Source organism: Microbacterium sp. NPDC056052 (assembly GCF_042266785.1).
GTDB lineage: Bacteria > Actinomycetota > Actinomycetes > Actinomycetales > Microbacteriaceae > Microbacterium.
In genome coordinates this window covers 1-12,644 of record NZ_JBHJWV010000008.1, presented here as the reverse complement: position 1 = coordinate 12,644, position 12,644 = coordinate 1, and the positions used below count along the sequence as shown (strand labels likewise).

The following is a 12,644-nucleotide window of genomic DNA, read 5'->3' as shown; positions in this document are numbered from 1 at the left end:
CCGCCGGATCCGAGGATCCGACGGCCTTCGCAGGTCAGCGCGGGAGGATCACTCCGCGCGCAGGCGACGACGGGCGACGATCAGCCCCAGGCCGAGTGCGAGCAGCACCGCGGCGAGGAGCAGGAACGAGCCCGAGTCCGCACCGGTCAGTGCGAGACCGCTGCCGTTGCCGGATCCCGCCGCGGCGACGGTGATCGCCGCGGTGAGCTGGGAGCCGTCCGGCAGGATCGCCACCACGTGGTGCTCACCGGGGGCGGTGCCCGCGGGGATCGTGACGGTCGTCGAGAACGCGCCGTCCCCGTTGGTCGTCACCGAGCCCAGTGAGACCGGGGTCGAGTGCAGCTCGAGCGCGACGGACTGCTCCCCCTCAAGGCCCGAGCCCGCGATCGTGAGGGTGCCGCCCGGAGCGACCGAGGAGGCGCCGAGCGTGAGCTGGCCTTTGCCGCGGACCACGGTGACGGCGGCGGTCGCCTCGTCCCCGTCGGCCTGGGTCGCGGCGACCAGGTAGTCGCCGCCCTTGGTCGAGCGCGGCACCACCGGCGACACGGAGAACGAGCCGTCATCGCCGACCTCGACGGTGCCGAGGTCGATGACGGTGCCCTTCTTGCCCTGCTCGCGCAGCTGCAGCGTCAGCGTCTCGCCGGGCTCGAACGCCTGGCCGGTCAGCGTCAGCTTCTCGCCCGCGAGGACCTTGGCCGCGCCGACCGAGACGGTGCCGTTGAAGGACCCGGTGTCGGATCCGGCGATCGTGATCGGCAGCTGCACCACGGTCCCGGTGCCGGCGACGGCGACGTGCAGCGCCTGCGCGCCGGTCACGCCCTCGGGGATCGTGAACGTCAGCGTGGCCGTGCCCGCTTCGTCGAAGGCGTCCAGGGTCATGGCCGGGTTCACCGGAGCCGTGGACAGATCCGTGCCGCCGAGCGAGACGGTGACGTCACCGGGCGCCTTCTCCCCCGCGGTGAACGCGAGCGAGCTGAGGTTCAGCGTGACGCTCTCCCCGGCCTTGTAGCCGGACGCGTCGGCGGGAGCGGAGAGCACCGTGCCGACCGCGCGCTGGGCGAGATCAGGAGACGCCGTCTTGTTCGTCGCGAACCAGTCGACCATCGACTGAAGGTCCACCTTGCCGGTGTCCTTCTTGTCGGTGCCCTGCTGGAACGCGGTGAACGCGTCGCCGCCCGCCGCGAGGAAGGCGTTCGCCCCCACCGTGTAGGTCGCGGCCGCGTCGATCGGCGCGCCGTTCACGAAGACGCCCGTGATGTGCGACCCCGCCGCGGCGGCCGGGTCGTACGTGTAGGTCAGCTCCTTCGAGACGCCGAGCTTGAGGAACGGACGCGCCGAACCCGCGGGCTGCCACTGCTGCTCGAGCACCTGCTTCACCTGCGCTCCGGTGAGCTTCACCGTCATGAGCGTGTTCGCGAAGGGCTGCACTGTCGCCGCCTCCCGGTAGCTCACGCTGCCGTCCGCATCCCCCGCGCCGTTCGCCGCGTAGGTGAGGTTGGCGCGCAGGCCGCCCGGGTTCATGACCGCGAAGTCCGCGCCCGTGGACCACTTCTGCACGTCGGCGACGAAGTTGCCCAGGGTGGACTCGCCACCGCGGTTCTCCGTCTTGCCGTCGCTCTGCCGCGCGCGGTTGAAGTCGGCGGTGATGTCGCCGAGCTTGACCGAGCCGAGCTCGTCGGCCTTCTTCTTCGCGGCGTCCACGATCGCCTGCACGTCGGGATCCGCCGGGTACTGCGGAACCTTGTTCACCGTGAGGGGCTTGATCTCGTTGGTGATCGAGAGCAGCTTCTTCGTGGTCGGGTCGACCTTGATGTCCATCAGGCCCATGTTCTCGCCGTACTGACCGGCGGAGACCACAGGTCGTCCGTCGATCACGTGGTTGTACGCGAGGTGCGTGTGCGCGGAGACGATCGCGTTGACGCTCTTGTCGACGCCGTTCACGATCTCGCCCAGACGCGACTCGGGGGTGATGCTGGCCACATCGGTCGTGGTCGCGCCCTCGTGCACGAGCAGGATGATCACATCGGCCTCGCCGTTGGACGGATCGCCGTCCTTGAGCGCGTGCGCGACCTGGTTCACCGAGGTCGCGATGTCCCGCACCTCGAGGCCCTTCATGCCGTCCGGCGAGACGAGGGTCGGAAGATCCTCGGTCACCGCGCCGATGAAGCCCACCTTGATGCCTTGCACATCCTTCACCCACGACGGGGTGAGAGCCGGCTTGCCGTCGGCCGTGAGGAACACGTTCGAGCTCAGGTACTCCCAGTCCGCACGCGGGATGACCCGGTCGCGGAGGTCGGCGTAGCCCTGGTCGAACTCGTGGTTGCCCGCCGCGCTCACCTCGAGACCGGCCGCGTTGAGCGCGTCGATCGTCGGGTTGTCCTGCTGGATGAAGGACGTGAAAGTGGAGGCGCCGATGAGGTCGCCCGCGGCCGCGAAGATCGTGTTCGGGTTCTGCGCCCGGAACTGCTCGACCGCCCCGGCGACGACCGCGGCACCGGCGGCGGCGCCGTCGGCCTCGATGCGTCCGTGGAAGTCGTTGATCGTCGCGACGTTGATGTCGATCGGATCCGCGGCGCCCTTGAGCCCGACCAGGATCGGGTCGTGGTCGCTGGAGCGGTACGGAGTGCCGGCCTCCGTGGCGGCGAACGCGTAGCCGCGGTCGCTCCACTCCGGGGAGTTGATGTTCCACACCCCGGCGCCGGTGATGGCCTTCGCCGCGGACGGCGACGCGATCACGTGGTCGAGGGATCCGAGCTCGCCGTCGAAGGAGTACGTGTACTGCCCCGCCGCGTGCGTCGGCTCGACGTCGGTCCACCCGGCCTGGGTGAAGACCTCGATCGGGTCCTCCTTGCCGTAGGCGTTGAAGTCTCCGACGAGGAAGACGTCATCGCTGCCGGAGTCCTTCTGCACCTTCTGCGCGAACGCGAGCTCGGCCTTGGCCTGCGCGACACGGTCCGCGTTGAAGAAGCCCTGGCCGTCGGCCGGCTCCGGACCCGCGTTCTGCGGCGGGGACTTCGACTTCAGGTGCGTCGTGACGACGGACAGCACACGCCCCTGGGCGGTCTGGAACGTCTGCGCGATCGGCTCGCGGGCGTTGCCGAAGACGGTCTCGTCGATGACGGTCGACGCGTCGCCCTTGAGGGTGACCGACGCCTTCTTGTAGATGATCGCGGTCGTGATCGCGTCGGTGATCGACGGGTCGTTCAGTGCCGCGGGCGTGCGGACGTAGTCCCACACCTCGGATCCGGCCGCGTCGTTGAGTCCCTGCACGAGGTTCTGCAGCGGAGCGTCGAGGGCGAGGCCGAACTTCGGTCCGTTCTCGACCTCCATGAGACCGACGACATCGGCGCCCAGGCCGTTGATCGCCGAGACGATCTTCGAGCGCTGGATCTGGAACTGCGCGTCGGTCTTGGCGCCGCGGGCGTTCGGGTCCTCGCTCGAGAGCGTGGTGAAGAAGTTGTAGACGTTGAACGACGCCACCTTCACGTCTCCGCCGACGGCCGGAGGTGCGGCAGGGCGCGGGTTCTCGCTGCCGAACGTGGGCTTGTGCGACGCGTCGCTGGTGCCCGAGATCGGCACCACGGGCTGCAGGCGCCAGTCGTCGAAGCCGTACTGCAGGATCTCGCCCTCGGCGGGGAAGTTCACGGTGTCGCCGTTGCGGACGACCGTGTCCTTGGTGAAGTACGGCTGGCCGCCGGTGTGCCCGCCCTTGCCGATCTGCGAGGACCAGCCGTCGTCGAGCAGGATCCGGTTCGCGCGGTTCGCGGCCGTGATCGCATCGGCGTCGGCACCGGGCCGGGCGAGCTCGGTGGCCTTGACGTTGAGCTTGTCGCCCGCGTTGAGCCACAGCGCACCGTAGTTGTAGAGCTGGTGGCTGGAGGCGAGCTTGTAGGTGCCGGTCGGCGTGACGAGCATGTTCTCGTACGCCTCGCGGTCGGCGCCGCGCACGCCGTCGGGCAGCGCGACCGGCTGCGGCACGCCTGCGCCGGCCGTCACGACGGAGATGTCCCCGACCGCGGCCGGGTTGATCTGGGTCTGGCCGAAGTACTCCGACACCTTGCCGGTCACGGAGACGAGGTCGCCGCGCGCCACGGCCGGGGCGAGCGCGTTGAGGTAGACGAAGACGCCGTCCGAGGCGCCGTCGGTCTTGGTGTCGCCGCCGGTGCCCGCAGTCTGGATCGTGATGCCCTTGTACCCGCCGGTGCGGAAGTCGCCGGTCACGATGCCCTGCACCGTGACGGTCTGATCCACGAACGGCGACGCGTCCGCGGTGCCCTGGACTTCGGCGATCGTCTTGGTCTCGCCGGGAGCCTGGGTGTCGGTCGGGGTGGGCGTCGGGGTCGGGGTCGGCTCGGGGCCGGGGCCGTTGTCCGTGGAGTTGGTGGGAGTGATGGCCGCCGAGAGCGCGAAGTCCGCGTTGTTGGCATCGCTGTCGGCGCCGCCCGCGCGGTTCAGCGACTTCACGTCGGTGTTGCCCGCAGGCGCCGTCGCGACCGCGCCCTCGAACGTGTTCGAGGTGCCGTAGCCGAGCAGGTCGATCACATTCGCGTCGCCGGTGACGGATCCGGTCGGCAGCGTGATCGCCGAGGCGCCCTTGACGAGGGCGATCGTGCCCGTGGAACCGCTGGGGTTCAAGCCACCGGTCGCATCCGGCGTGGGCAGCGCGGCGCCGTTGGATCCGTTACTGCCGCCCTGCACGAGGTAGTAGCCGTGCGCGGGGATGGATCCGGCGAGCGGCACGACACCGCTCGACGCGCCCGTTCCCGTCGCGGAGCGGTACTGGATCGACGTGTTGTCGAGCGCGATCGCGGCGTCGGTTGGGTTGTAGAGCTCCACGAACTTGTTCGTGTAGGCCGCCCCGGCACTGCCGCCGGAGAGGTAGGCCTCGTTGATCACGACGCCGGTGCCGGTCGTGTCGGCGAACGCAGGGACGGCCGCGAGGCAGCCGAAGCTCAGCGCGGCGACGGTGGTCGCGGCGAGGGCGCCGAGTCGCGCCCCTCTTCTGCGGAACGACGAGGGAACCGTGCGGTTCTCTCCATCGGGGACGGACTTCATCAGCGCTGCCTCCACGGAACGGATGCGACGGCTCCCGGTCGGGATCGTCGGTGCGCGGCGCATTCGGGCAGCCGCACACCTCACCGACGATAGGCGAGGCTATGGACGCTCTTCAAGGAAGATATGCACTGGCTGAAAGGTGTTCACCGGCTCGTCACCAACGGAGCACTGGGGTCGCGACGATGCCTCCGCGCGAACGCGCGCGCGTGACGATCCCGGTGCTCAGAAGTGCAGCTCCCGGAGGCGCAGAAGTGCACCTGCGGGGCGCAGTCCGCCTCAGGCCGCGGCGCTGTTCCGCTCTTCGAACTCCTCGACCTCGCGCTCCCAGGCGTCCCTCGCGAGTCGGTACCAGAGGTAGAACGCGAAGCCGGCGAAGATCGCCCACTCGACGGCGTAGAAGATGTTCAGCCAGTTGACCGAGGAGTGCTCCTCCGGTGCCGGCGAGGAGATCGTGTCGAGGCCGCCGAGCGGGGTGGCGGAGGCCAGGTACGGCCGGTAGACGTTCAGCTCGGCCGTGTCGTGCCAGAAGCCGAGCAGCGCCGCCGGGGACATCCGGTCCATGCGGGCGGGCTGGTCCTGCGGTGGCGCGACGGGGCCCTCGTCCGAGATGAGGCGCCCGGTGATGGTCAGGACGGATCCGTCCGCCGCCTTCTCCAGTCGCTGCACCGCCGCCTCGGCGACTTTCTCGTCGGGGGCCCATCCGATCGCGACGGCCAGCGACGTGGGCTCGGCCGCGCCGGCGATCCGCAGCTGACCGGTGACCCAGTAGCCCTGCGTCCCGTCATTGAAGCGCGACGAGACGATGAGGAAGTCACCGGGGACCCAGGATCCGCTGGTCTCGGCGCGCTGCCCGACCAGGGGCCCGTCGAGGTAGGCGCCCGGCTTCACGACCTGATCGATCGGCAGCACCTTCTCGGTGGCGCCGGGCGCAGGCGGGTTCGTGTCGATCGCACGCCCGAGCTGCCACTGGCCGAGCCACGCGAACACGCCGGCGACCACCAGGCACAGCAGCAGCATGCCGATCCAGCGTCCGCGCAGCATCACCTCGCGCAGCGTCGACGGGAACTCCGGGACGGAGGCGGCGGGGCGCGGCGGAGACGACACGGGACGGTTCACGAACGGCGGGCGTTCAGGACTCGTACGGAGACAGCACGACCTCGACGCGCTGGAACTCCTTGAGATCGGAGTAGCCCGTGGTCGCCATCGACTTGCGCAGCGCCCCGATGAGGTTGGCGGTGCCGTCTGCCACCGGGGCCGGGCCGTACAGGATCTCCTCGAGCGTCGCGACGCCGGCGACCGCCACGCGCCGACCGCGCGGCAGCTTCGGGTGGTGCGCCTCGGGGCCCCAGTGGAAGCCCCGGCCCGGGGCGTCGGTCGCTCGCGCGAGGGCGACGCCGAGCATGACCGCGTCGGCACCCATCGCGAGCGCCTTGACGATGTCGCCCGAGGTGCCGACGCCGCCGTCGGCGATCACGTGCACATAGCGGCCGCCCGACTCGTCGAGGTAGTCGCGGCGCGCGGCGGCGACGTCGGAGACGGCGGTGGCCATCGGGGCGTGGATGCCCAGCGTGGCGCGCGTGGTGGAGGCCGCTCCCCCGCCGAAGCCGACGAGCACGCCCGCCGCGCCCGTGCGCATGAGGTGCAGGGCCGCCGTGTACGTGGCGGCGCCGCCGACGATCACGGGAACGTCGAGGTCGTAGATGAACTTCTTGAGGTTCAGCGGCTCGGCGACGCTCGACACGTGCTCGGCCGAGACAGTCGTGCCGCGGATGACGAACAGGTCGACGCCCGCCTCGACGACGGTCTGGTACAGCTCCTGGGTGCGCTGCGGCGTGAGGGATCCGGCGACCGTGACTCCGGCGTCGCGGATCTCGGCCAGGCGCGCCTTGATCAGCTCGGGCTTGATCGGCTCCGCGTACAGCTCCTGCATGCGCGAGGTCGCGGAGGCCTCGTCGAGACCCGCGATCTCTGCGAGCAGCGGCTCCGGATCCTCGTACCGGGTCCACAGGCCCTCGAGGTCGAGCACGCCCAGGCCGCCGAGCTGACCCAGCATGATGGCCGTGCGGGGGCTGATGACCGAGTCCATCGGAGCGCCGAGCACGGGGATCTCGAACGGGAACGCGTCGATCGTCCACGCGGTGGACACGTCCTCCGGGTTGCGGGTGCGCCGCGAGGGCACCACCGCGATGTCGTCGAACGTGTATGCGCGGCGCGCGCGCTTGCCTCGGCCGAGCTCGATCTCCTGGGTCACGGACCCAGCCTACCCGGGTTGCCTCTGTGGCTCAGCGGGCGCGGGCGACGCGGCGCTCGTCCCACACCGGAGCGCCCGACTCGTAGACGCCGCCGTCCTCGCCGAACACGAGGAAGCGGTCGAAGGAGCGCGCGAACCAGCGATCGTGCGTGACCGCGACGACCGTGCCCTCGAACCGCGCGATCGCGTCCTCGAGCGCCTCGGCCGACTCGAGGTCGAGGTTGTCGGTCGGCTCGTCGAGCAGCAGCAGGGTCGCGCCGGACAGCTCGAGCAGCAGCACCTGGAACCGGGCCTGCTGCCCTCCGGAGAGCTGCGAGAACTCCTGCTGCGCCTGGCGCACCAGCCCGTAGCGGTCCAGCGCCGAGCTGGCCGCATCCCGCGGCATCCCCGCCCTGCGGTCGTCGCCGCGGTGCAGGATCTCGAGCAGCGTGCGTCCGAGGAACTCCGGATGCGCGTGGGTCTGCGCGAACAGCCCGGGCACGACGCGCGCGCCCAGCGCCGCCGTGCCGGTGTGGGCGACCTCGTCGAGCCGCTCCCCCGCGCCCGTGAGATGTCCGAGACTCGCGTCAGGGTCGCTGCCGCCGCGGGCCAGCAGCCGCAGGAAGTGCGACTTGCCGGATCCGTTGGACCCCAGCACGGCCACGCGGTCGCCGAACCAGAGCTCGGCGTCGAAGGGCCGCATGAGGCCGGTCACCTCGAGGTCGGTGCAGACGATCGCCCTCTTGCCCGTGCGCGCGCCGCGCAGCCGCATGTCGAAGTCCTGCGCGGGCGGGCGCTCCTCGGGCGGCCCCGCCTGCTCGAACTTCCGCAGCCTCGTCTGCGCCGCCTGATAGCGCGAGGCGAAGCCGTCGTTCGCGGATGCCTTGACCTTGAGGTTCGCGACCAGTGTCTTCAGCTTCTCGTGCTGCTCGTCCCAGCGGCGGCGCAGCTCATCGAGCCGGTCCATCCGGTCGATCCGCGCCTGATGGTAGGTGGCGAACCCGCCGCCGTGCACCCAGGCGGTCGCCCCCGCGCCTCCCGGCTCGAGCGTGACGATGCGGTCGGCCGCTCTGGCGAGCAGCTCGCGGTCGTGCGACACGAGCAGCACCGTCTTCGGCGTCTCGCGCAGCCGCTCCTCCAGCCAGCGCTTGCCCGGCACGTCGAGGTAGTTGTCCGGCTCGTCGAGCAGCAGCACGTCATCGGGTCCCCGCAGCAGCGCCTCGAGCGCGAGCCGCTTCTGCTCGCCTCCCGAGAGCGTCGCGAGATCGCGGTACCGCGCGCGCTCGAACGGGAGGCCGAGGGCGGCGACCGTGCACTGGTCCCAGACCGTCTCGTGCTCGTAGCCGCCGGCATCCGCGTACTCGGCGATCGCGGTCGCGTACCGCATCTGCGTGGGCTCGGCGTCGTCCTCGATGAGCGCGTTCTCCGCGGCCTCGAGCGCCTCGGCCGTGGACCTGATGCGCACGGGCGAGACCGCGATGAGCAGCTCGTGCACGGTCTGCCCTTCGCGGCCGTGCCCGACGAACTGGTCCATCACGCCGAGGGATCCGTCGATCGTCACGACACCGGCGTCCGGTGCCTGCTCGCCGCGGATGATCCGCAGGATCGTGGACTTCCCGGCGCCGTTCGGCCCGATCAGGGCGCTCGTGGATCCGGCGCCGATGCGGAACGAGGCCTCGTCGAGCAGGGGGCGACCGTCGGGCAGGGTGAGCGAGACGCCGGCGACATCGATGTATCCCACGGTGGTGGTCCTTCCGCCCGCGCGCGTGTGCGCGATAGCGAGCCGACCAGGCTATCAGGAACAGCGCCGGAGTCCGCTCTCGGCGCTGTTCCGTGGTCCGTCAGGCCACCGCGCCGGACGTGGGCACCGGGTTGACGAACAGGTCGAGCACCGGGCAGTGCTCCTCGACGACGGTGCGGAGGCGCTCGTATTCCTCGGCCGTGTTCGGGCCGGTGACACTGACGCGCACGCGCACGTCGTGGAAGCCGGCCCGGCCGGACTCGTCGATGCCGAAGAGCTTGCGGACGTCGAGGTCGCCCTCGGCCCTGATCTCGATGTCGTCGATCGTGAGCCCCAGCGCCTGCGCGTAGAGCCGGAAGACGACGACCTGGCACGAGACAAGCGCGCCCAGTGCGTACTCGACAGGGCTCGCGGCGGCATCGTCACCGGCGAGTCCTGCGGGCTCGTCGACGAGGAAACGGTGCTTGCCGGCGCGAATCTCGGTCCCGACGGATCCGATCCCGCGCCCTGTGACGGTGTAGGTGAGCTGCGCGTTCGCGGGGTCGGCGGCGATCCGCTCGTTCCACGCGGCGCCGGCGGTCTGCAGCCGCTCTGCGCGCTGCTCGGGGGTGACGTCGGCGATGGAGGCGATGGGGTCCTGGAGGAGAGTCATGGGCGCGACGATATTCGGATCCGGGTGCGCGCGCTCCTGGCCCGACATCGACGGACATCTTCCGTCACGCAGCGTCGCGGATCCGCTCCGGGAGGCTCCCGACGTGGTCGGCGAAGCTGAATGACACCGTGCGATTCGTGCCGCGCACGGCTGCACCTTCCGCGAGACTCCATCTCCGCGACGAGACAGCACGACAATCGTGCAGTCTCGTCGCCCGGTTGGAGTCTCGCGGTCGGTGAGGGACGCCGAAGGCCCCGGAACCCAGAGGTCCAGGGCCTTCGTGAGAAGAGGTCAGCGCTTGTAGTTCGGCGCCTCGACGACGATCTGCACGTCGTGCGGGTGCGACTCCTTGAGCCCGGCCGCGGTGATGCGGACGAACTTCCCCCGGGTCTTGAGCTCCTCGATCGTGCGCGCGCCCACGTAGAACATCGACTGGCGCAGGCCGCCGACGAGCTGGTAGGCGACGGCGGACAGCGGGCCGCGGTAGGGAACCTGGCCCTCGATGCCCTCGGGGATGAGCTTGTCATCGCTGGGCACGTCCGCCTGGAAGTAGCGGTCCTTCGAGTAGGACGTCTGCTTGCCGCGGGTCTGCATCGCGCCGAGCGAGCCCATCCCGCGGTACAGCTTGAACTGCTTGCCGCCCTGGAACACGATCTCGCCCGGGGACTCCTCGGTGCCGGCGAGGAGCGAGCCGAGCATCACGGCGTCGGCGCCGGCGACGAGCGCCTTGGCGATGTCGCCGGAGTACTGCAGGCCGCCGTCCGCGATGACCGGGATGCCGGCCGGACGCGCGGCGAGCGACGCCTCGTACACGGCCGTCACCTGCGGGACGCCGACACCGGCGACGATGCGGGTCGTGCAGATCGAGCCGGGACCGACACCGACCTTGACGGCGTCCACGCCCGCGTCGACGAGCGCCTGCGCGCCCTCGCGGGTCGCGACGTTGCCGCCGATGATGTCGATGTGCGCGAAGGACGGATCCGCCTTGAGCCGCTTGACGAGGTCGATCACGCCCTGGGACTGGCCGTTGGCGGTGTCGACGACGAGCACGTCGACACCCTTGTCGCGCAGCGCCTCTGCGCGCTCCCAGGCGTCGCCGAAGAAGCCGATCGCGGCGCCCACCCGCAGGCGGCCCTGGTCGTCCTTCGTGGCGAGCGGGTACTTCTCGCTCTTGTCGAAGTCCTTGATCGTGATGAGGCCGGCGAGCTTGCCATCGTCGTCGATGAGCGGGAGCTTCTCCACGCGGTGCTTCGCGAAGAGCGCGATGACCTGCTCCGCGGCGACGCCGACGGGCGCGGTCACGAGGTTCTCGCTCGTCATCACGTCGCGGGCGAGCGTGGTCTGCTTGGCGGATCCGGAGACGAAGCGCATGTCGCGGTTCGTGACGATGCCGACCAGGCGTCCGTCCGGATCGACCACGGGCAGGCCGGAGATGCGGTACTTCGCGCACATCGCGTCGACCTCGGCGATCGTCGCGTCGGGGGTCGTCGTGATCGGATCCGTGATCATGCCGGACTCACTGCGCTTGACGCGGTCGACCTGCGCCGCCTGATCGGCGATCGACAGGTTGCGGTGCAGGATGCCCAGGCCGCCCTCGCGCGCCATGGCGATCGCCATGCGCGCCTCGGTCACGGTGTCCATCGCACTGGAGAGCAGGGGCGTGGCGACGGAGATGCGGCGCGTCACGCGCGACGAGGTGTCCGCCTCGCTCGGGATCACATCCGTATGCCCCGGCAGAAGCAGAACGTCATCGTAGGTCAATCCGACAAAGCCGAACGGGTCGTGCTGCTCCATGGGTTGCGGGGCTCCTCTTCTCGCGCGCGTGTATCGATTCTAAGCGCCGCCAGGGGTGCGGTATTCCCAGGAACAGACCCTGTGGAGCGGACCTCCAGGGAGGCCGTCCGTCAGGGCACGGGGATCGTGTCGGTGCCGGGGTCGGGCTCCGCGATCGCCCCGCGGCCGGAGCGCATCCGGCGGGCGGCGAGCGCGAGGTCGATCAGGAACACGACGATCGCGACCCAGACGATCCCGAACCCGATCCAGCGCTCGAGCGGCATCGGCTCGTGCATCACGAGCACGCCCACGAGGAACTGCATGATCGGGGTGATGAACTGGATCATGCCGATCACGGTCAGTCCGATCCGCCGGGTGCCCGCGGCGAACAGCAGCAGCGGCACCGCGGTGGCGACGCCCGCGAAGGCGAGCAGGCCCGCATGCACCGGGCCGTTCGCACCCATCGTGATCCCGGTCGTCAGCCCAACCGCGATCAACTGCACGACGGCGACCGGCAGCAGCCAGAAAGACTCCAGGGTGAGGCCGCTCAGGGCGTCGACCGAGGGGCCGATCTTCTTCTTCACCAGTCCGTAGATGCCGAAGGACGCCGTCAGCGACAGCGCGATCCACGGGAAGGTACCGTGGGCGAAGACGATCACCAGCACGGCGATCGTCGCGATCCCGATCGCGACCCACTGCAGCCGGCGCAGCTTCTCCTTCAGCACGAACACGCCCAGCAGCATGGTGCCGATCGGGTTGATGAAGTAGCCGAGGCTGGTCTCGACGATCTCGCCGTTGAGGGTCGCGAGGACGAACACCTGCCAGTTGATGTAGATCAGCACCCCGGCGAGCGCCGTCAGGGCGAGCAGCCGCGGCTGCCCGACGATCGCCATCAGCGGCTTCCAGCCCCGGGTGATCGCCAGCAGGATGAGGCAGAACACGAAGGAGAGCGCGACCCGCCAGGCCACCAGCTCCCACCCCTCGGTGGGCCGGAGCAGCAGGAAGTACAGCGGCAGCACGCCCCACAGCAGATACGCGCCGATCGCGGAGGCGACGCCCACGGTCTGGGCACTGCGCGGGGTGGTGGTCACCGGTCAACCCTATTGCCGCACGGCGGCACTCGGGTCTGTCGCCCCCCCACCTCCGAGTCGTCCCCGTGAGCGGAGCCCCTGGCCTCCGCTCACGGGGACGAC

The 12,644-nt window shown here is 70.3% G+C and carries 7 protein-coding genes; all 7 read right to left on the bottom strand.

Features of this window, described 5'->3' with window-relative positions:
* Positions 1 to 48 precede the first annotated feature (48 nt).
* The 7 genes from ACFC1J_RS15230 to rarD all read right to left on the bottom strand — a co-directional run bounded on the left by ACFC1J_RS15230 (position 49) and on the right by rarD (position 12,542).
* On the bottom strand, positions 49 to 5,055 hold the full coding sequence (locus ACFC1J_RS15230) for an ExeM/NucH family extracellular endonuclease (protein ID WP_375907793.1): 5,007 nt from the start codon (positions 5,053 to 5,055) through the stop codon (positions 49 to 51).
* Positions 5,056 to 5,331: 276 nt separating this feature from the next.
* Entirely contained in the window at positions 5,332 to 6,096 is a 765-nt protein-coding gene (locus tag ACFC1J_RS15225) for an SURF1 family protein (protein ID WP_375908379.1), read from the bottom strand.
* An 88-nt stretch (positions 6,097 to 6,184) separates the two neighbouring features.
* Complete coding sequence (locus tag ACFC1J_RS15220) at positions 6,185 to 7,306, bottom strand: GuaB3 family IMP dehydrogenase-related protein (protein WP_375907790.1); 1,122 nt, start codon at positions 7,304 to 7,306, stop codon at positions 6,185 to 6,187.
* A gap of 31 nt (positions 7,307 to 7,337) precedes the next feature.
* Complete coding sequence (locus ACFC1J_RS15215; RefSeq protein WP_375907787.1) at positions 7,338 to 9,026, bottom strand: ABC-F family ATP-binding cassette domain-containing protein; 1,689 nt, start codon at positions 9,024 to 9,026, stop codon at positions 7,338 to 7,340.
* 100 nt (positions 9,027 to 9,126) lie between these two features.
* Positions 9,127 to 9,678 carry an OsmC family protein gene (locus ACFC1J_RS15210; RefSeq protein WP_375907784.1) on the bottom strand — a complete coding sequence of 184 codons (552 nt, stop codon included), beginning with the start codon at positions 9,676 to 9,678 and terminating at the stop codon, positions 9,127 to 9,129.
* A 291-nt stretch (positions 9,679 to 9,969) separates the two neighbouring features.
* Positions 9,970 to 11,472, bottom strand: a complete 1,503-nt coding sequence (guaB, locus tag ACFC1J_RS15205) for an IMP dehydrogenase (RefSeq protein WP_292723242.1) — start codon at positions 11,470 to 11,472, stop codon at positions 9,970 to 9,972.
* Between the two features lie 110 nt (positions 11,473 to 11,582).
* Positions 11,583 to 12,542, bottom strand: a complete 960-nt coding sequence (gene rarD, locus ACFC1J_RS15200; protein ID WP_375907780.1) for an EamA family transporter RarD — start codon at positions 12,540 to 12,542, stop codon at positions 11,583 to 11,585.
* Positions 12,543 to 12,644: the final 102 nt, after the last annotated feature.

What these genes read in the sequence shown, in the direction of transcription:
- ACFC1J_RS15230 (WP_375907793.1), bottom strand. Translation starts at nt 5,055, where the DNA reads ATGAAGTCCGTCCCCGATGGAGAGAACCGCACGGTTCCCTCGTCGTTC.
- ACFC1J_RS15225 (WP_375908379.1), bottom strand. Translation starts at nt 6,096, where the DNA reads ATGCTGCGCGGACGCTGGATCGGCATGCTGCTGCTGTGCCTGGTGGTC.
- guaB (WP_292723242.1), bottom strand. Translation starts at nt 11,472, where the DNA reads ATGGAGCAGCACGACCCGTTCGGCTTTGTCGGATTGACCTACGATGAC.
- ACFC1J_RS15210 (WP_375907784.1), bottom strand. Translation starts at nt 9,678, where the DNA reads ATGACTCTCCTCCAGGACCCCATCGCCTCCATCGCCGACGTCACCCCC.